The organism is Tabrizicola flagellatus (assembly GCF_046295235.1).
In the GTDB taxonomy this organism is placed as follows: Bacteria; Pseudomonadota; Alphaproteobacteria; order Rhodobacterales; family Rhodobacteraceae; genus Tabrizicola; species Tabrizicola flagellata_A.
Window position 1 is genome coordinate 1 of sequence record NZ_JBKBLV010000032.1, and the last position, 17,569, is coordinate 17,569.

19 protein-coding genes are annotated in these 17,569 nt (G+C 68.2%); 8 read left to right on the top strand and 11 right to left on the bottom strand.

What is annotated here, in order from left to right; translation table 11 throughout:
• Together ACK4IU_RS13890 and ACK4IU_RS13895 are read left to right on the top strand one after the other, a co-directional pair.
• Positions 1-955 (top strand): DUF1501 domain-containing protein (locus tag ACK4IU_RS13890; protein ID WP_409736216.1); only part of this gene is annotated, 955 nt, incomplete at its 5' end.
• A 101-nt stretch (positions 956-1,056) separates the two neighbouring features.
• Positions 1,057-5,028 carry a PAS domain-containing protein gene (locus ACK4IU_RS13895; protein ID WP_409736218.1) on the top strand — a complete coding sequence of 1,324 codons (3,972 nt, stop codon included), beginning with the start codon at positions 1,057-1,059 and terminating at the stop codon, positions 5,026-5,028.
• A 24-nt stretch (positions 5,029-5,052) separates the two neighbouring features.
• Here the strand turns inward: ACK4IU_RS13895 and rsmA are convergent, their stop codons facing one another.
• From rsmA to ACK4IU_RS13930, 7 genes are all read right to left on the bottom strand, one after another.
• Positions 5,053-5,895: a 16S rRNA (adenine(1518)-N(6)/adenine(1519)-N(6))-dimethyltransferase RsmA gene (gene rsmA / locus ACK4IU_RS13900; RefSeq protein WP_409736220.1), complete on the bottom strand. Its 843-nt coding sequence runs from the start codon at positions 5,893-5,895 to the stop codon at positions 5,053-5,055.
• A 60-nt stretch (positions 5,896-5,955) separates the two neighbouring features.
• Positions 5,956-6,642: a M48 family metallopeptidase gene (locus tag ACK4IU_RS13905; RefSeq protein ID WP_409736222.1), complete on the bottom strand. Its 687-nt coding sequence runs from the start codon at positions 6,640-6,642 to the stop codon at positions 5,956-5,958.
• A gap of 13 nt (positions 6,643-6,655) precedes the next feature.
• On the bottom strand, positions 6,656-7,270 hold the full coding sequence (locus tag ACK4IU_RS13910) for a DedA family protein (RefSeq protein ID WP_409736224.1): 615 nt from the start codon (positions 7,268-7,270) through the stop codon (positions 6,656-6,658).
• Positions 7,267-7,620: a hypothetical protein gene (locus ACK4IU_RS13915; protein WP_409736226.1), complete on the bottom strand. Its 354-nt coding sequence runs from the start codon at positions 7,618-7,620 to the stop codon at positions 7,267-7,269. The genes ACK4IU_RS13910 and ACK4IU_RS13915 overlap by 4 nt, the downstream gene beginning before the upstream one ends.
• Positions 7,617-8,798: a vWA domain-containing protein gene (locus ACK4IU_RS13920; protein ID WP_409736228.1), complete on the bottom strand. Its 1,182-nt coding sequence runs from the start codon at positions 8,796-8,798 to the stop codon at positions 7,617-7,619. Before ACK4IU_RS13920 ends, ACK4IU_RS13915 begins: the two co-directional genes overlap by 4 nt.
• A gap of 92 nt (positions 8,799-8,890) precedes the next feature.
• Positions 8,891-9,061, bottom strand: a complete 171-nt coding sequence (locus ACK4IU_RS13925) for a hypothetical protein (protein WP_409736230.1) — start codon at positions 9,059-9,061, stop codon at positions 8,891-8,893.
• A 39-nt stretch (positions 9,062-9,100) separates the two neighbouring features.
• The gene (locus tag ACK4IU_RS13930; RefSeq protein WP_409736232.1) at positions 9,101-10,417 is read right to left on the bottom strand and encodes a DUF2927 domain-containing protein; all 1,317 of its coding nucleotides are present in this window, start codon (positions 10,415-10,417) and stop codon (positions 9,101-9,103) included.
• A gap of 287 nt (positions 10,418-10,704) precedes the next feature.
• Here ACK4IU_RS13930 and ACK4IU_RS13935 point away from each other — a divergent pair, with 287 nt between their 5' ends.
• From ACK4IU_RS13935 to ACK4IU_RS13950, 4 genes are read left to right on the top strand one after another with little or no spacing between them, the layout of a single operon-like run.
• A complete protein-coding gene (locus tag ACK4IU_RS13935) occupies positions 10,705-11,049 on the top strand; it encodes an ArsR/SmtB family transcription factor (RefSeq protein ID WP_409736234.1) in 345 nt (114 codons plus the stop codon).
• The gene (locus ACK4IU_RS13940) at positions 11,036-11,581 is read left to right on the top strand and encodes an SRPBCC domain-containing protein (protein WP_409736235.1); all 546 of its coding nucleotides are present in this window, start codon (positions 11,036-11,038) and stop codon (positions 11,579-11,581) included. The genes ACK4IU_RS13935 and ACK4IU_RS13940 overlap by 14 nt, the downstream gene beginning before the upstream one ends.
• The gene (locus ACK4IU_RS13945) at positions 11,578-12,123 is read left to right on the top strand and encodes an SRPBCC domain-containing protein (protein ID WP_409736237.1); all 546 of its coding nucleotides are present in this window, start codon (positions 11,578-11,580) and stop codon (positions 12,121-12,123) included. Before ACK4IU_RS13940 ends, ACK4IU_RS13945 begins: the two co-directional genes overlap by 4 nt.
• Positions 12,120-12,638, top strand: a complete 519-nt coding sequence (locus tag ACK4IU_RS13950) for a GyrI-like domain-containing protein (RefSeq protein ID WP_409736239.1) — start codon at positions 12,120-12,122, stop codon at positions 12,636-12,638. Before ACK4IU_RS13945 ends, ACK4IU_RS13950 begins: the two co-directional genes overlap by 4 nt.
• Here ACK4IU_RS13950 and ACK4IU_RS13955 read toward each other — a convergent pair.
• Entirely contained in the window at positions 12,635-13,474 is an 840-nt protein-coding gene (locus ACK4IU_RS13955; protein WP_409736241.1) for an AAA family ATPase, read from the bottom strand. The genes ACK4IU_RS13950 and ACK4IU_RS13955 overlap by 4 nt on opposite strands.
• A gap of 173 nt (positions 13,475-13,647) precedes the next feature.
• Between ACK4IU_RS13955 and dksA the strand changes: the two genes are divergently transcribed.
• Positions 13,648-14,070, top strand: coding sequence for an RNA polymerase-binding protein DksA (gene dksA / locus ACK4IU_RS13960; RefSeq protein WP_409736290.1), 423 nt, complete (start codon positions 13,648-13,650; stop codon positions 14,068-14,070).
• A gap of 71 nt (positions 14,071-14,141) precedes the next feature.
• The gene (locus ACK4IU_RS13965; RefSeq protein ID WP_409736243.1) at positions 14,142-15,332 is read left to right on the top strand and encodes an FAD-dependent monooxygenase; all 1,191 of its coding nucleotides are present in this window, start codon (positions 14,142-14,144) and stop codon (positions 15,330-15,332) included.
• Positions 15,333-15,614: 282 nt separating this feature from the next.
• Here ACK4IU_RS13965 and xth read toward each other — a convergent pair whose 3' ends face one another.
• The 3 genes from xth to ACK4IU_RS13980 form a co-directional block, all read right to left on the bottom strand.
• Complete coding sequence (gene xth, locus ACK4IU_RS13970) at positions 15,615-16,394, bottom strand: exodeoxyribonuclease III (protein WP_409736245.1); 780 nt, start codon at positions 16,392-16,394, stop codon at positions 15,615-15,617.
• Positions 16,395-16,442: 48 nt separating this feature from the next.
• Entirely contained in the window at positions 16,443-17,159 is a 717-nt protein-coding gene (locus ACK4IU_RS13975; RefSeq protein ID WP_409736247.1) for a hypothetical protein, read from the bottom strand.
• A 62-nt stretch (positions 17,160-17,221) separates the two neighbouring features.
• Positions 17,222-17,554: a HesB/IscA family protein gene (locus tag ACK4IU_RS13980; RefSeq protein ID WP_409736249.1), complete on the bottom strand. Its 333-nt coding sequence runs from the start codon at positions 17,552-17,554 to the stop codon at positions 17,222-17,224.
• Positions 17,555-17,569 lie beyond the last annotated feature (15 nt).

Below are 17,569 nucleotides of genomic sequence, written 5' to 3' on the forward strand. Positions count from 1 at the left end.
GGCTCTTGCCGACCTCTACGACGCGGGCGATCTGTCGCTGGTCCATGCCGCAGGGCTTCCCGAGGCCACCCGCAGCCATTTCGACGCCGAGGCGCGGATCGAGCGCGGCATCTTCGGCGCCGAGGCCTCGCTCAACGATGCCTCCGGCTGGCTCGGCCGCTGGCTGCGCGCCGTGGCACCGGGCGGCCCGATGCCGGCGCTGGCGGTCGGGGCGGTGCGCCCGGCCAGCCTGATCGGTGCGGATGCCGCGGTGGCCGAGACGCTGGCCGATCTGGTGCTGGCGCAGGGGCACTGGCTGTCCGACCTCCTCCAGCGGCGGCTCGCGACGGGTTTCGGCGCGCATGGCGCCCTGCAACGGCCGATTGCCGATCTGATCGGGCTGTCCGATCTGGTGCGGGGCAGGTTCTGGTCCACCGAGGATCAGGCGCTGCGGACCTATGCCGCAAGTGTCGAATACCCCGAGGGCAATCCCCTGTCCGGCCCGATGATGACCGTGGCGCAGACGGTCAAGGAGGATCTGGGCCTGCGCATCGCCACGGTCGATTTCCCCGGCTGGGACACGCATGTGAACCAGGCCGCCGATTTCCCCGCCCAGGTCGGCGCGCTGTCGCAGGCGCTGATGGCCTTCTGGCGCGATCTCGGGCCCTGGCAGCAGGATGTCTCGGTGGTGGTGATGAGCGAATTCGGCCGCCGGCTGGTCTCGAACTCCAGCGGCGGGACGGATCACGGGCGGGGGGGCGCGATGTTCGTGCTCGGTCCCCAGGCCAGGGGCGGGCGGATGGTCGGGCGCTGGCCGGGCCTCGCAAACGCGGCGCTGGACGAAGGCGCCGACCTTGCTGTGGTGACGGATTACCGGGACGTTCTGTCCGAGTTGCTGACTGGCCACATGCGCGCGGCGGACTTGGGGCCGATATTTCCGGGCCACGCGGCGCGGCCGCTGGGTCTCTGGGGGTGATGCGGCCCGCAGACGAGCCTGCTTGCGGGCACTCAACTTCTGGCAGATAGTCGGCTGGCTGGGGTCGAGGACGCATGAACCAAGCTGGCAAGCCTGAAATCGTGACCGCCGAACCCGCGCGGCTGGAATTCCGCGTGGTCGAGCTGATGAACCGGCTGCTCGACGTCAGTCCCGACACAATGGACCGCGAAATCGACGCGGTACTGCGCGAGATCGGCGAGGCCTTCGGCTTCGACCGCAGCTTCCTGTTCCGCCATGAGGAGTCCAGCGGTTACAGCAATACCCACGAATGGGTTGCAGACGGTGTGCCGGCGCTTAAGCCCGGGTTGCAGGGAAAGCCGGCCGACTGGAACCCGGACTGGCACCGCCAGTTCGTGGCGGGTCGCACCGTGATGGTGAGGGATCGCGACCAGTTGCCGGAGGGGTCGGCCGAGAGGGACTTCCTGATCGGCATCGGGGTGCGATCCACGCTCATGGTGCCCATGATGGACGGCTCGCGCCTTATCGGGGTAATCGGCTTCGACAGCGCCGAGCCGGACCGCGCGATGACCCGGGACGCGGTGTTGCTGCTGCGCTCGATCAGCCGGGCGATATCCTCGGTTCTGATGCGCAGCGATGCGGCTCGCGCCGAGGTCAACAGCCGCATCCACCTTGCCGCCACCCTGAACGCGCTGCCTGATCTGGTGATCGAGTTCGCCCCCAGCGGCGAGATTGTCGCCTGCCACAGCGACAAGCTGCCCTGGCTGTCCAGCCTCGTCCGTGCCGGCATTGGCTGCCCGGTGCACGAGATCCTGCCCGAGCCCCTGGCGAAGGTGCTGAAATCCGAGGTTTTCCAGCCCCTGCCTGAGGACAGCGTCGTGACCCGCCGGGTGGGAATGACAACTCTGGTCACCCCGCACCGATACGAGGTCTCGATCGTGCGAATGCAAAGCGCCAGCAGCGACGGGCGGCCGGGCAACCTGCTGGCTGTGATCCGCGACATCTCGGCGGCTGACCGCTCCAGCGAGATGCTGTCGTTCCGCGAGGGCCAGTTCACCGCCTTCTTCGAGATGAGCCCGCATGCGATTCTGGTCAACGATTTCGACACCGCGCTGGTTCTTGACGGAAACCGCGCCTTCCGCGAGATCTTCGGGCTGGATCCGCAGGCCGGCGGTGATGTCGATGTGCGACGGATCCTGCCGCAGGAAAGTGCCTGGGTGATCGAACAGTCGGTGGCCTCGCTCAAGGCGACCAGCAGCTACGGTCCAGTCGAAGCACGGTTCCGCCGCGCCGATGGAACGGCCTTCCCTGCCATCGTGCGCTGCTTTCTCAGCGTCGATCCCGACGGGCGGCGGCTGGTCTGGTCGCTGATCGAGGACGTGACAGAGGTGCGCGCAAAGGAGGCCGCGCTGCAGGCAGAAAGTCAGGCCCTTGCCGCGACGAAGGCGCGGCTCCTGGCTGCGATCGAGGCGCTCGACGACGGCTTTGCCATCTTCGATGCGGATGACCGGCTGGTCTTGTGGAACACGCCCTATGTCCGGGTGTTCAGCCGCATCGCTGACCTGATCTGCGAAGGCGCGCTTTATGATGACCTGCTGCGTGCCGCCATCGAGCGCGGCGTCTTCGGCGCAGAGGGCGAGCGGGACGAGGAAAACCTGCAACGCCGGTTGAACCGGCCGCTGACCGAGGTCTGGGACAACGAGGACAAGTTTGCAGACGGCCGCCTGATCTGGGTGCGCGAACGCGCCACGCCAGCGCGCGAGACGGTCGGATTGTACGAAGACGTCACCGCCCGCCGCCTGGCCGACCGGCGCCTTCAGCAGGTCGTCGACGGCGGCGAGATAGCGGTCTGGGACTGGGATGCCGGCCAGGGATTCAGCGCGATCAATGACCGTTGGGGCGCGATGCTGGGGCTGGACCAGACCGTGGGTCTCGACGCCCTGATCGACCTCATCCATCCCGAGGACCGGCTTGCAGTCGTCACTGTTCAGCGCCAGGTATTCCTGGAAGGCGACGACGACTTCTCGCTGCGCTGCCGTATGCGGCACGCCAGCGGCCGCTGGATCTGGCTTCTGACCCGAGGCCATGTCGCGCTTCGCTGGACTGATGGCAGCCCGCGCCGGATATCGGGGATCACGCTCGACGTCTCGACTCAGGCCGAGGCCGAACTCCGGCTGAGCCAGGTGATCGATGGCACCCAGGTCGGGACCTGGGAACATGACATGCGGACCGGGATCACCTTTGTCAGCGACCGTTGGGCCGAGATCCTGGGTTACGAGGCGGTCGAACTGAACCCGCTGCCGCTGCAAGGCTGGCTGGACATGCTGCATCCCGAGGATGCGGCGGCGCTGATTGCGCATGAACGCGAATGCTTCGAGACGGGTCAGTGGCAGGTGGAGCACGAGGTGCGCCTGCGGCACCGGCAGGGGCACTGGGTCTGGGTGCTGACCAGGGCGCAGGTGTCCGAATGGGACGAACTCGGCCGCCCGGTTCGTACCAGCGGCATCAACCTTGACATCTCGCCGGCCAAGGCGCTGGAATCCGCGCTGGCTCGCGAACGCGACACGCTCGCGCGCGTGATGGAGGCATCGGTCTCGGGTATCGTGGTGGTGGATGGAAAGGGCTGCGTGCTCTTCACCAACGCTGCCGCCGCCCGTGTCCTCGGGCGCTCTGTAAATGCTGGTGACAGCCTGCTGGCGCTGCTCGATTCGGCAGCGGTCTGCGGATTGTCGGACGAACCGCTGCATCCCGCAGATCTTCCGGTGGCCCGTGCCCTTGCCGGTCAGCCGGGCATGCACGAGTTGCGCCATCGCCTGATCTGGCCTTCTGGAGAAACCCGCTGCGTCGCGGTCACATCGGCCCGACTGTCTGCGGCGGAAACCGACCTTGCCGTGGTCTGCACCTTCACCGACATCACCGACGAGATGGAGGCCGAGGCCCGGCTGCGCGCCGCGATGACCGCTGCCGAGACCGCGAATCGCGCCAAGTCCAACTTCCTGGCCGCAATGAGCCACGAGATCCGCACGCCTCTGAACGGGGTCCTCGGCATGGCGACGGTGCTTTCCGGCCGGCTGTCGGATCCGACCGAACAGGCCATGGTTCGGGTCATCAGCGATTCCGGCGAGCATCTCCTTGGCGTCATCAACGACATTCTGGACCTCGCCAAGATCGAGGCGGGGCGCATGGTGCTGGACCCGCGGCCGATCCGACTGGCCGAGGTGCTGTTCCGCGTCACCGCCCTGCACCAGGTCGCCGCCGACGAAAGGGGTATCCGGCTCCAGGCGCACTGCATCGGGGGATCGGCCGAGGAGATCCGGCTCGGCGACGAGAAGCGGTTGATCCAGATCCTGCACAACCTGATCGGCAATGCGCTGAAGTTCACCGACCGGGGCGCGGTCCGAGTCGAGATCGATTGTACGGACAACGATGCGATCGTGATCCGGGTCAGCGATACCGGCATCGGCATGTCGCAGGCCGAGATCGCCCGCGCCTTCGATGAATTCTCGCAAGGTATGGGTGGATCGAGGCGCAGCCATGTCGGAACCGGCCTCGGCCTGCCCATCGTGCGGCGGCTGGCGCGGCTGATGGGCGGGGACGTGGCGCTGACATCGGTTCAGGGGCAGGGAGTGACCGCCCGCGTCTGGCTGAAGGTTCCCGTCCTCGACCGCTCCGCGGACCGCACTGGCGAGAGCATCGCGCTGCGCCTGCCCGGAGTTCGGGTGCTTGCGGCCGAGGACAACGCCACAAACCGCATCATCCTGCAAAGCATGCTGCAAGCCCTGGGGGTCGAGGCGGTGATCGTCGAAGACGGAACCGAGGCGATCGAGCGCTTCCGGAACGAAGATTTCGATGCCGTGCTTCTCGACATCGCAATGCCCGTGATGGACGGAATCGAAACCCTGGCTGCGCTGACCAGTCTTTCTCGCGCGCTTGGGAAACCCCTGCCACGCGCGGTTGCGGTGACGGCGAACGTGATGACGCATCAGGTCGAGGACTACCTTGGTCGCGGGTTCTCTGCCGTCGTGGCCAAGCCGATCCGGCTGGAAATGCTGGGCGCTGCGCTGGATCGCAGTCTCAAGCCAGCGTTGGGGTAGCGATCCGGCCAGGCCGGTCGCTGCTCAATCCCTGGCCACCGCCCGCGCCAGGGCGCAGAATCCCTCAAGCCCGATCTCCTCGGCCCGGGCAGTCGGCGGGATGCCGACGCCCTCCAGAAGCGTCCCGATTTCGGGGTGCAGGCCCTTCAGGCTGGCGCGCAGCATCTTGCGGCGCTGGTTGAAGGCCATGGCGGTGATCCGTTGCAGCACCCTGAAATCGCAAGGGTATAGCGGTTGGGGCAGGGTGGTCAGCTGCACGACGGCGGAATGGACCTTGGGCGCGGGGGTAAAGGCCTCGGGCGGCAGGGTCATCACGATCCGCGCCTCGCAGCGATACTGGGCCAGAAGAGCCAGCCGCCCGTAATGCTCGGTCCGGGGTCTTGCGACGATGCGCTCGGCCACCTCCTTCTGGAACATCAGCGTCAGGCTGGACCACAGGGGCGGCCAGGTCTCGGGCGTCAGCCAGCGGATCAGGAGTTCCGTGCCCACGTTGTAGGGCAGGTTGGCCACGATCTTGACCGGTGGCGTCAGGTGTTGCGCCAGGTCCAGTTCCAGCGCGTCGCCGTGCAGCACGGTCAGCCGCCCCGGATAGGCCGCCGCGATCTCGGCCAAGGCGGGCAGGGCGCGGGCGTCCTTCTCCACCGCCACCACGCGCCGTGCGCCCTCGGCCAGAAGCCCGCGCGTCAGGCCGCCGGGCCCGGGGCCGACCTCCAGCACGTCGCAGCCCGAAAGATCGCCCGCCGCCCGCGCGATCTTGGCGGTCAGGTTCAGGTCCAGAAGGAAGTTCTGTCCCAGCTGCTTCTTCGCCACCAGGTCATGCGCCCGGATCACCTCGCGCAGGGGCGGCAGCCCGTCGATCGTTCCCAAGTCCAGCCCCCCGCAGCAGTCGTCCTGCCGTCCTACAGCCTGGACCGGGCTTTGCCAATGTTACCCCAGCCAGCGCGCCTCGTTCGCCTCGATGGCGGCGATGCGCTCGTCGGTCCTGGGGTGGCTGAGGAGCCAGGCCGGGATGCCCTCGGCCCGGTTCTGCGTCAGCGCCTCGAGCTTGCGGAACAGGCTCTTCTGCGGCTCGGTGCCGATGCCCGACTTGATGAGAAGCGCCGAAGCCCAGGCATCCGCCTCGAACTCGTCACGCCGCGACAGCCGGGCCATCAGCGCGGTCGAGATCAGGTTGGCGATCCAGATGCCGATGAAGGGCAGGAACCGGTTCAGCACCGCCGACAGCATCACGAAGACCGCGTTCTGCCCGGTGAAGTCGATCATCCGCCGCCGCATGTGGCCCTGGGCGACATGGCCCATCTCGTGCGCGATCACGGATGCCAGCTCCTCGGGCGTCACCTCGCCCCGCGCCTTGCGGTTCAGGAACCCGCGCGTGAGGTAGATCCGCCCGTCCGGCGAGGCGAGGCCGTTGACCGCCTCCACCTCGAAGACGTTGACCTCGATTCCGGGAATGCCCAGCGCCGCGGCCATCCGGTCGGCCAGGCGCGTGATCGAGGGGTCGGTCAGGGGGCGCGAGTTCTGCTCCAGCATCTTCCGGGTGCGCCAGACCGAAAAGCGCAGCATCAGGAGCGCATAGCCGACGACGAGGATCAGGGGGAGAAGAAGCTTGCTCATCGCCGGAATATAGTCAGCCGTTCCGGTCGCGCAAAGCCGCCCGTCCCGGAGCGGAGCCGAACAGCCAGTAGCCCAGCACCACGACCGCCCCCGCGCCCCCGATCATCCCAAGCGCCGAGCCGATCGCCTCGTTCGCCGCTGCTATGTTTCCGGCGAAACCATAGCCCGCACCGACGTACAGGCCCGCCCAGACCGCTTCGCCCGCCATTCCGGCTATCGTGAAGCGCGGCCAGCCATAGCGCGCGGTGCCGGCGACCAGATTGACGTAAGGTCCCAGCGGGCTGAGCAGCCAGCGCGTCAGGAACACAGCGACCAGCCCCCGGCGGTCCATCATCGCATTGGCCCGGGCCAGCAGCCGGTCGCGCGCCGGGTCGGCCCGCAGCCGCGACAGGACCGCCGCCCCGACGCCCCGGCCCGCCCAATAGCCCAGCTGGTCCCCCGCGATCCCCCCGGCCGCGGCCGCCGCGAAGGCCTGCCAAAGCACCAGGTCGCCCGCCGCCGCGAAGCCCCCCGCCGTCAGCATCAGGATCGAGGCCGGGATCGGTAGCGCGAGGCACGACAGGAACGTCGTCGCCGCCAGCAGCCACAGCCCGTATTGCGGCACCAGGCCCAGCAGCCAGTCGGTCATTCGGTCGCCTCTTGCGCCTTCAGCCGGGCAATGGCCGCCTCGACCTCGGCGATCACCTCGGCCACCGGCACGCCGCGTGCCTTGGCGATCTCGGCCAGGGGCTGCGGGTGCCCCTTGACCTCGGGCGGGGGCAGGCCGGCCGCTGCGTCCAGCGCGCGCGGGTCCAGCCCCCAGGACCGCGCGACATAGCCCACGGTCATCCAGCCCTCCACGGGCACCTCGTGATGGGTGGCCCAATAGACGGTGAAGACCGTCAGCCGCCCGGCGAAGAACAGCGTCACCGCGCAGGCCATAAGGAAGGCCGTGCCCAGCACCGGCCGCGCGCGCCACAGGTCCAGAAACCGTTTCATCGCAACTCCCGGATGCCGCGCGCCAGCCCGTCCAGCGTCATCGGTACCATCCGTCCCTCGAAGATCTCGCGGATCAGCGCGGTGGACCGTGTATGGCCCCAGGCCCGCTCCTCGACCGGGTTGATCCACAGGTGATGCGGCCATTGCACGCGCAGCCGGCGCAGCCAGACCTCGCCCGCCTCGCGGTTCCAGTGCTCGTTCGCGCCGCCGGGATGGGTGATCTCGTAGGGCGACATGGCCGCGTCGCCGACGATGATCAGCCGCCAGTCCGCGCCATAGGTGCGGATCACGTCCCATGTCGGGGTCTGGTGGTCCCAGCGGCGGCGGTTGTCGCGCCAGAGGCCCTCGTAGATGCAGTTGTGGAAGTAGAAGACCTCCAGATGGCGGAACTCGGCCTTCGCGGCGGTGAACAACTCCTCCATCACCCGGACATGGGGGTCCATCGACCCGCCGATGTCGAGGAACAAGAGCACCTTCACCGCGTTCCGTCGTTCCGGCCGGGTCTGCACGTCCAGCCAGCCCTGTGCCGCGGTTGCGCGGATCGTTCCGTCGAGGTCCAGCTCCTCGGCCGCCCCCTCGCGCGCCCAGCGGCGCAACCGGCGCAGGGCAAGCTTCATCGTGCGGGTGCCGATCTCGGCATCGCCGTCGAGGTTGCGGAACTCGCGCCGGTCCCAGACCTTGACCGCGCGGCGGTGGCGGCTTTCGTCCTGCCCGATGCGCACGCCCTCGGGGTTGTAGCCCCAGGCGCCGAAAGGCGAGGTCCCGGCCGTGCCGATCCATTTCGAGCCGCCCTGGTGCCGGCCCTTCTGTTCGGCCAGCCGCTGGCGCAGCGTCTCCATCAGCTTGTCGAATCCGCCCAGCGCCTTGATCGCCGCGCGTTCCTCGGCCGACAGATGCCGCTCGGCCAGCTTCTCCAGCCAGTCGCGCGGCAGGTCCAGCGCCGCCAGGACCTGTTCGGTCGTAACCGCCTCGAGCCCCGCGAAGGCGCGGGCGAAGGCCCGATCGAAACGGTCGATGTGGCGTTCGTCCTTGACCAGGGTCAGCCGGGCCAGGTGGTAGAAGCCATCGGGGTCGTAGATCACCAGCCCCGCCGCCATGGCCTCGAGAAAGGACAGGAACTCGCGCAGCGAGACCGGCACCGCTTCCTCCCGCAGGGTCTGGAAGAACGGCAGGAACATGCGCTAGGCCCCGATGCCGTCCGGCAGGCCGGGCCGAAGCCTTGCAGGGCCAGACTGCGGAACTCTGACGGATTCCGCCCCCCGCGCCGCCATCAGACTCGCATCATCCGGTCAAGATAGATGGTCAGGAACAGGCCCATGACCGCGAAGATCAGCCCGTGGACGAAAGCGTATTGCAGGATGTCCGCCGTCTTGCCGCCCCGCGCCCTGGCCCGAAGGCCGCCAGCGATTGCGCCCACAAGAAATCCGCCGATCACGAACATGCCGCCCCATTTCCAGGGCGCTTCCCGTCTCGCGCCCTCTCAGCCCCGTTCGGCCCGCCCTGCCATCGCCGCAACGTTGCGCAGCCGGCTTTGCACCATGCCTTCCGAACCAAAGCCATAGCGTGCGTAGGGCGCGCTGTCCATGCGCAGCGCCGCCGCAGCGGCCGGATTGCCAAGCGCCTCCAGCGCCTCGGCCTTGACCAGCATCAACGAGGCGAGCAGCGCCGAATTGTCATGCCGCCGCACCACCGGAATCGCCCGGTCGGCAAGCCGCGCGGCCTCTTCGGGAAGGCCGCCGGCCAGAGCCAGCACGGCGACCTGCATATCGACATGGGCAAGATGAAGATCGGCTCCCGGCAGGCGGGAATAGATCTCGGCGGCGCGGCGGAAGGCGTCCTGCGCCCGCGCCGGATCGCTTGCGGCCATCAGGCGACCCAGCGCGAAATGGCTGAAGGCCAGCCGGTTGTCCTGCCAGCCTGCCGCCTCGGCCAGTGCCAGCGCCCTGATGCCGGCCGCCTTGCGCGCCGCGGGCGATCCGGTCCGACCCAGCGCCGTCTCGATCTCGCGGATCCAGTCCGGCGACGTTCCCGACCGCGCGACCGGCGCCGTGCCAAGTCGTGCTGCGACCTCCGCAAGGCTCATCCCGCTGGCGATCTGCGGCGAATAGGTCAGCCGCAGGATCGCCATGTCATAGCCGGTCAGGACCGAGTGGAAGTTGTCGTCGTTGAACACGCTGTCCGTCAGCCGGTAAAGGTCGTTCAGCGGGCCCAGCGCCTGGGCCAGTTCCTCGTGCAGGCAATCGCGGATCTCCTGCGCGCTGGTGTCGGCGGGAATGAAGATCGCCGCCCTCTCGCGCCGGGTGACCTGCGCCCAGTCCACCGCGTCGGTGCCACGCTTGCGGCGGAACTCGGCCAGCGAGCCGACGTTGGGCACGACGAAACAGGCCGCCGTCGGCGCCAGCCGGCGCAGTTCGGAACGGCCGGTGAATTCTACGGTGATCGCGGCCGGGCCGGAAGTCTGGGCGATGTCGATCCCCGCCTCGGAGCGCAGCCTGCCAAGCAGGGCCGCCAGATCGCGGGACGCGGTTGCGGGAACGGACCCGGTCATGGCCACGGTCACCGGCCCCTCGAAGCGGCTGAAGGTCTGCAGCGACCGACCGCTTTCCATCGCAAAGGTCAGGTCCATGAAGTCGCGGGTCAGCGAACTGCCGGTGTCCGCCACCGGTGCCAGCCGATAGCCGCCCGGCGCACCGAAGCCGACGCCCATCTCCTCGGTCGGGCCACCTTTCGAGACCTGGGCGGGTTCGCCACAGGCTGCTACCGCGCAGAGCGCGGCAAGAAGAAGGGGCAGGCGCATCGGCAGGACCTGTCTGGCAGCACCCCGGGGCAGCTTCGGGGCACGTCAAGTGTCCGGTCGCGGACGGCCCGGAGTCAATTCGGCAAAAACCGATGATTTTCCGCCTACTACCCATCGCGGTTGAAGTTGTGCGAGCCGCAGGATTTATCCTTATCGCTCACGCATTGTTACAGGCATGTCCGCCGCGGAGGGCCGGCGGCACAGAGCTTTCCGCCGGCGAGGTGATTCGGCTTGCGCCAGATCGCCCAAAGAATTACTAAGTAGATATATAACTAAAAGGAAATAAAATGAGCGATCCGCTGTCACGCACCTTCCTGGCGCTGGCCGATCCCACCCGTCGTGCCATCCTGGCTCAGATCGCCGATGGCGCGCAGTCGGTGACGGCGCTGGTCGCCGCGAACCGGCTGTCGCAACCCGGGATTTCCAAGCACCTGAAGGTTTTGGAAGAGGCTGGCCTGATCCGCCGCGAACGGGTCTCGCGGACCCGCCCCGTGCATCTGGATCCGCGGGGGCTGCAACTGGCCGGCGCCTGGATCGACCACTACCGCAAGTACTGGGAGGGCGCCTTCGACCGGATGGATGCGCTCATTGCCCGGCTGAACGAGGAGGCTGCGAAGAATGGACGACAATAGCGCAAATGCCCTGCGCCTATGGCGCAGCTTCGCCGGCCCGCCGGACCTCGTCTGGGCGATCTGGACCCGGCCCGAGCTGATCCGGCACTGGTTCGGCTCTTCCTTCGGGTTTCACGCGCATGATGTCGCCGTCGATCTCCGTCCGGGCGGCAACTGGTCGCTGCGCAACGTCAACGGCGCGATCACCGAACATGTCTGCGGCACCTATCACGAGGTCGAACCGGCCCGCCGGCTGGTCTATTCCTACCACTTCCGCGGCACCGACTTCTTCTCGGTGATCTCGGTCGAACTCGGCCCCGAAGGCGATGGCACGAGGGTCGATTTCCTGCAGACCGGCTTTCCCGACGCCCAGGCCCGCATCGACCATGCCCGCGGCTGGCCGAACGCGCTGAAGGTGATGGGCGAGGCGCTGCTGGCCATGCACGGGATCGGCACGCTCTGGCCGAAACTGCCCGAGACGCGCGATCTGGACGGCGTCGCCCGCGACCTTCAGGCAGCCCGCGCCCGCCTGTTCGGGGAGCCCGCCGAATGACCCATCCGAACCTTCTCGCCCTGGACCGCCACCTGGACGCCACCCCCGCCTTCGCCTTCGCGCTCTGGTCCGACCCGCGCCTCGTCTCGGCCTGGTGGGGGCCGGAGGGCCACCATCTCGCCACCTGCGACATCGACTTCCGCCCCGGTGGCACCTGGCGCTTCAACATGGAGAAGGACGGCCAGCCGCACTGGATCCACGGCACCTACCACGAGATCGTGCCGGACCGGCGGATCGTCCTTTCCTACCTGTTCCCGCAATTCGGCGTGCAATCCGTCATCTCCCTGCGCTTCGTGCCCGAAGGGCAGGGCACGCGCATGCAGTTCCTTCAGACCGGATTCCCGGACGAGGAAAACTGGCGCGGCCACCAGGGCGGCTGGCTGTCCAGCTTCGCGATCCTGGAAGACCTGCTCCTGCGCCTGCATGGCATCGGTTCGGTCTATCCGACCCTTCCGCCCGCCCGGATCTCGGGCCTCGCGCAAGACCTTGCCGAGGCGCGCCGTCGCCACGATGCCGATCTGCCGCGCGAGGTCGCGCCATGATGCCCCTCCGCGACCTCAGGGGCCGCCTCACGCTGCCCCGCATCGCCGCCTTTCCCGCCCAGCCCGTCCTTATACGCCGGGCCGATGTGACGATGGCCACCCTCGACAGCGAGGGCGCCGCGATCCTGGGCGAGGTGCTGGCCACCCTATCGCGCCACGGACTCACCGAGACCGGCCCGGCCTTCTTCCGCTACGACGTGATCGACATGGAGGGCATCATGCAGATGTCCTTCGGGGCGCAAGTCGCCCCCGGCACGCCCATCCCGCCGGGGCTCGAGGCCGACACGTTGCCCGCCGGGCGCTACATCACGCTGACCCACCACGGCCACCCGGACGAACTCTACGATGTCATGGTCATGCTGAACCTCTGGGCGCCGGCCCGGGGCCATGTCTGGGACATGCAGCCTACTCCAGAGGGCGAGCGCTTCGCCGCGCGGCTGGAGTTCTACCACGACGGGCCACCGACGCCCCCCGACGACTGGACCACCGAGGTCCGGGTCCGCCTGAAGGACTAGCGCTGCCCCCGCGCCATGAAGGCCAGCCGCTCGAAGAGCTGCACGTCCTGCTCGTTCTTCAGCAGCGCACCGTGCAGCCGGGGCAGGGCGTTCTTCGCATCCCCGCGCAGGTCCTCCGGCGCCAGGTCCTCGGCCAAGAGCAGTCGCAGCCAGTCCAGCACCTCGCTGGTCGAAGGCTTCTTCTTCAGCCCCGGCACCTCGCGGATCTCGTAGAACTGCGTCAGCGCGGCGGTCAGCAACCGGTCCTTGATGTCGGGGAAATGCACCCGGACGATGGCTGCCAGCGTCTCGGGGTCGGGAAAGCGGATGTAGTGGAAGAAGCAGCGCCGCAGGAAGGCATCGGGCAGCTCCTTCTCGTTGTTCGACGTGATGATGACCACCGGCCGCGCCTTCGCGCGGATGGTCTCGCCCGTCTCGTAGACGTGGAACTCCATCCGGTCCAGTTCCTGCAACAGGTCGTTCGGGAACTCGATGTCCGCCTTGTCGATCTCGTCGATCAGGAGGACCACCCGGCCCTCGGCCTCGAAGGCCTGCCAGAGCTTGCCCTTGCGGATGTAGTTGCGCACGTCGTGCACACGCGCTTCGCCCAGCTGGCTGTCGCGCAGACGGCTCACCGCGTCATATTCGTAAAGGCCCTGTTGCGCCTTGGTCGTGGACTTCACATGCCATTCGATCAGCGGCAGCCCCAGCGCCCCCGCCACCTGACGGGCAAGCTCGGTCTTGCCGGTCCCCGGCTCGCCCTTCACCAGAAGCGGCCGCTCCAGCCGGACCGCCGCATTCACCGCCAGCGCCAGGTCCTCCGGGGCGACATAGGTTTCCGTCGAGGCAAATTTCATCGCGCGATCAACAATCTGTTTCCCTGCCACCGGCAAACCCTACTCACGCCCGGAAAATGTCGCAACCGCTAGTGACAATCGTCCGGGCTTGCGATACATGCCCGCGCAACAGGAGCGCGTCCATGACAGAAGCCCACCTGTCGGAGCGATCCGGCACGAAGGAGAGAGTTTCGATGAAGGCCGAGGTTTTCCTGCCCGACGATTATCGTCCCGCCGAGGACGAGCCGTTCATGAACGACCGCCAGCTCGAATATTTCCGCCGCAAGCTGCTGACCTGGAAGCAGGAACTGCTCGAACAGTCGGCTGAAACCATCGACAGCCTGCAGGACTCGGCCCGCAACGTGCCCGACATTGCCGACCGCGCCTCGGAAGAAACCGACCGTGCGCTGGAACTGCGGACCCGCGACCGCCAGCGCAAGCTGGTGGCCAAGATCGACGCCGCGCTTCGCCGGATCGAGAACGGCGAGTTCGGCTATTGCGAGGTGACCGGGGAACCGATCAGTCTCAAGCGGCTCGACGCGCGCCCGATCGCCACGATGACGCTGGAAGCCCAGGAAAAGCATGAACGGCGCGAGAAGGTCCATCGCGACGACTGATGCGGTCGCGCGACGGTTTGCGTACTTGACGCCGGGCCCGAGGTCCGGCGTTGTCATGCCGGGGGTAAGCGATGTCCTTGATCGGTCAATCCGCAACCGTTGTCGGCGCCGGTGTCGCCGGTCTGGCCGTGGCGCGGGCGCTGGCGTTGCATGGGGCGCAGGTCACGGTACTCGAAAAGGCCGACGCGATCCGCGAGGTGGGGGCGGGTCTCCAGATCTCGCCCAACGGCGCCTGCGTGCTGCGCGCCCTTGGCCTTCAGGCCGCGCTTGATGCCGCCTCGATCCGCGCCGAGGCGGTGCAACTGATCGACGGGCCCACGGGCGAGACGGTCACCCGCCTTGACCTCGCCCGCCTGCGGCCCGGGCAGGGCTACCACTTCCTGCACCGCGCCGACCTGATCGCGCTGCTTCTGTCCGCCGCGCAAGAGGCGGGCGTGACCCTGCGTCTTCTGTCCCGCGTCGAGTCCGTGGTGCTGTCCGGCCCCCGGCCGGTCGTCGTGCTGGACGGGGGCGAGCGGATCGAGACGCCGCTCCTGATCGGGGCCGACGGTTTGCACTCCCAGATCCGCGCGGCGCTGAACGGGCCCGGGACGCCCTTCTTCACCCGCCAGGTCGCCTGGCGCGCGGTGCTCCCCTGCGAACCCGGCGCCGCGCCGGTGGCCGAGGTTCACATGGGACCGGGCCGGCACCTCGTCAGCTATCCGCTGCGCGCCGGTGCCCTGCGCAACATCGTCGCCGTGGAAGAACGCGCGAAATGGGCCGAGGAAAGCTGGACCCTGCGCGACGATCCGATGGATCTGCGGCTCGCCTTCGCGGGCTTTTCTCCGCGGGTCCGCGCCTGGCTCGACCGGGTGGAGGATCCGTGGCTCTGGGGCCTCTTCCGCCATCGCCTCGCCGAAACCTGGGTCAGGCCGATGGGGCAGGGCGGGGTTGCGATCCTCGGCGATGCCGCGCATCCGACGTTGCCCTTCCTCGCGCAAGGGGCCAGCATGGGGCTCGAGGATGCCTGGGTTCTCGCCGACAGCCTTGCGCGCCATGACACCCCGGCCGGCGCGCTGGCCGCCTACCAGGCCGCGCGCAGACCCCGCACCGCCCGCATCGTCGCCGCCGCCAATGCCAATGCCCGCGCCTATCACCTGTCGGGCCTGCCCCGGTTGATCGGCCATGCCGGCCTCAGGCTCTTCGGGCGACTCTCCCCCGGCGCTATGCTCGCCCGGTTCGACTGGCTTTACGGCCACGACGTTACGCAAAGCACCCCTTAGGCCCGGGTTCGCCTCGACTTCCCCCCATCCCGGCCCTCACCGCCCGCTCTTGCCCTTTCACAAATGCTCTCGGAGGGCCGGGGGGCGAAGCGCCCCCGAGGCCCGAGCCGGTTGGCGCTCGCGCCAGAGGCGAGACAAAAGCATTGCGCCGCAGGCGCTCAGCTCGGCACGGGTCCGCCAACCGGAATGCGGACCGGAAACCTTATAAATTCCCTGACCTCCGCAACCAAGACATTGATAGCAGGCGTGCAACGGGCTCTGTCCACCGTGGACACGCTCCGCTCAGGCTGCGATCTCCACCCAGACCGGCACATGGTCGCTCGGCTTGTCCCGCCCCCGCACCGCCCTGTCGATGCCTGCCCCCTCCAGCCGGTCCGCCACCTGCGGAGAGCACATCACATGGTCGATCCGGATGCCGTTGTTCCGCTCCCAGGCGCCTGCCTGGTAGTCCCAGAAGGTGTAGAGTCCCGGCGCCGCATCGCGCACCCGCACGGCATCCGTCAGCCCCAGATGCGCGATCCGCCGGAACGCCGCCCGGCTTTCCGGCAGGAACAGCGCGTCGGTCGCCCAGGCTTCCGGCTTCGCCGCGTCCACCGCCTGCGGGATCACGTTGTAGTCCCCCAGGCAGACGAACGGCTCCTCCGCTGCCAGCAGCTCGCGCACCCGCGCCTCCATCCGCGCCATCCAGGCCAGCTTGTAGTCGAACTTCGGCCCCGGTGCCGGGTTCCCGTTCGGCAGGTAGAGCCCGCAGACCCTGAGCGGTCGCCCGACCTCCACCACCGCCTCGATCCAGCGCGCCTGTTCGTCGCTCTCGTCCCCAGGCAAGCCCCGCCGCACATCGCTCAACGGCAGCTTCGACAGGATCGCCACCCCGTTGAACGACTTCTGCCCGTGCGTCTCGACCAGGTAGCCCAACCGCTCGAACGCTTCGCGCGGAAAGGCCTCGTCCACCGACTTGATCTCCTGCAGGCAGACAACATCCGGCGCGGCTTCCTCCAGCCAGACCCGCAAGGCCTCGATCCGCGCCTTGATCCCGTTGATGTTGAACGTCGCCAGCTTCATGCCCGGATCCTCCGCTTCCCGCGACCCTAGGCTCCCTCTGCGCCCGGCTCAAGCCGTCCGGCGCAAGGGCAGCGCGGCCGCCTCCAACCACATGGCATCCAGCCGGTCCAGTTCGGCCACGTCGAACCGCTCCACCTCCTCCCAGTAACGCCCCGAGGCCACCAGGTAGCCCAGCTCCGCCTCGCGCCGCAGCGCCGCCGCGACCACCGGCCCATTGCCGTGCATCGGTCGCGCACTGCCCACCTGGGTCCGGCCCAGGCGGGGGAACACCAGCCGCGATGGCCCGGTGGACAGGTTGACCATCGCACACCCCTGCCGCGCCGCCAGCAGCATCAGCCGCGCCGCCTTCGCCTCCAGACAGCGCAGCGTCACGTCCTGCCGCAACGGGTCGGGCGTCCCCGAGCCGTAGAAATGCGTCGGCCCCGACGCCGGATACTGCATGTCGCAGCCGAATACCGCGATGACCTCCGGCTTCAGTGCGTGCAATGCCCAGTAAGCGGCTGTGAATGCCATTGTTGCGCCGGCGTAAACAAAACCGCCGTATTCATTCTGCGCCGGCACGAACTCGGCTTCGGTCACGATGCGCTGGCCCGGTCCCGCAACCGCCTGCCGCTCTGCCGGAAAGTCATAAGGATGGATCGCTACGTCCCAGTCCGACCGGATCCGCCAGGCATTGTTGATTGCCAGCACCAGGTCGAACGGCTCGCGCGGCCAGCGCGCCGCCTCTGCCGCCATCGGCGCCGAGCCCAGCATCAGTACCCGCATGTTCGTTCCTCGCGCCGTGAGAGCGCTGAAGCTAGCGCGCTGCGGCGGCGCGGCGAGGGGCGCTACAGCGAAAAACTGGTTCCGCAGCCGCAGCTGGACTTGGCGTTGGGATTTTCGACCACGAACCGCGCGCCGATCAGCTCGTCGGTAAAGTCGATCACGGCATTCGCAAGGAAGGGCAGGCTGACCTGGTCCACCAGCACGCGCTGTCCGTCCTTTTCCAACACCAGGTCGTCGGCCGCGGGCTCGTCCAGGGTGATCGAATACTGGAATCCAGAACAGCCGCCGCCGTCCACCGCTACCCGCAGGGGGCGCGCCTCGCCCGTGGCCGCGGCAATCTCGGCCAGCCGGGCGAAGGCCCGGTCGGTCACCCTGGGAGGAAGCGTGAGTTCCATGGCTGTTCCCGTATC

What these genes read in the sequence shown, in the direction of transcription:
- ACK4IU_RS13935 (WP_409736234.1), top strand. Translation starts at nt 10,705, where the DNA reads ATGAGCGATCCGCTGTCACGCACCTTCCTGGCGCTGGCCGATCCCACC.
- ACK4IU_RS13955 (WP_409736241.1), bottom strand. Translation starts at nt 13,474, where the DNA reads ATGAAATTTGCCTCGACGGAAACCTATGTCGCCCCGGAGGACCTGGCG.
- ACK4IU_RS13925 (WP_409736230.1), bottom strand. Translation starts at nt 9,061, where the DNA reads ATGTTCGTGATCGGCGGATTTCTTGTGGGCGCAATCGCTGGCGGCCTT.
- ACK4IU_RS13975 (WP_409736247.1), bottom strand. Translation starts at nt 17,159, where the DNA reads ATGCGGGTACTGATGCTGGGCTCGGCGCCGATGGCGGCAGAGGCGGCG.
- ACK4IU_RS13915 (WP_409736226.1), bottom strand. Translation starts at nt 7,620, where the DNA reads ATGAAACGGTTTCTGGACCTGTGGCGCGCGCGGCCGGTGCTGGGCACG.
- ACK4IU_RS13940 (WP_409736235.1), top strand. Translation starts at nt 11,036, where the DNA reads ATGGACGACAATAGCGCAAATGCCCTGCGCCTATGGCGCAGCTTCGCC.
- ACK4IU_RS13930 (WP_409736232.1), bottom strand. Translation starts at nt 10,417, where the DNA reads ATGCGCCTGCCCCTTCTTCTTGCCGCGCTCTGCGCGGTAGCAGCCTGT.
- dksA (WP_409736290.1), top strand. Translation starts at nt 13,648, where the DNA reads ATGAAGGCCGAGGTTTTCCTGCCCGACGATTATCGTCCCGCCGAGGAC.
- xth (WP_409736245.1), bottom strand. Translation starts at nt 16,394, where the DNA reads ATGAAGCTGGCGACGTTCAACATCAACGGGATCAAGGCGCGGATCGAG.
- ACK4IU_RS13920 (WP_409736228.1), bottom strand. Translation starts at nt 8,798, where the DNA reads ATGTTCCTGCCGTTCTTCCAGACCCTGCGGGAGGAAGCGGTGCCGGTC.
- ACK4IU_RS13945 (WP_409736237.1), top strand. Translation starts at nt 11,578, where the DNA reads ATGACCCATCCGAACCTTCTCGCCCTGGACCGCCACCTGGACGCCACC.
- ACK4IU_RS13950 (WP_409736239.1), top strand. Translation starts at nt 12,120, where the DNA reads ATGATGCCCCTCCGCGACCTCAGGGGCCGCCTCACGCTGCCCCGCATC.
- ACK4IU_RS13965 (WP_409736243.1), top strand. Translation starts at nt 14,142, where the DNA reads ATGTCCTTGATCGGTCAATCCGCAACCGTTGTCGGCGCCGGTGTCGCC.
- ACK4IU_RS13910 (WP_409736224.1), bottom strand. Translation starts at nt 7,270, where the DNA reads ATGACCGACTGGCTGCTGGGCCTGGTGCCGCAATACGGGCTGTGGCTG.
- ACK4IU_RS13980 (WP_409736249.1), bottom strand. Translation starts at nt 17,554, where the DNA reads ATGGAACTCACGCTTCCTCCCAGGGTGACCGACCGGGCCTTCGCCCGG.
- ACK4IU_RS13905 (WP_409736222.1), bottom strand. Translation starts at nt 6,642, where the DNA reads ATGAGCAAGCTTCTTCTCCCCCTGATCCTCGTCGTCGGCTATGCGCTC.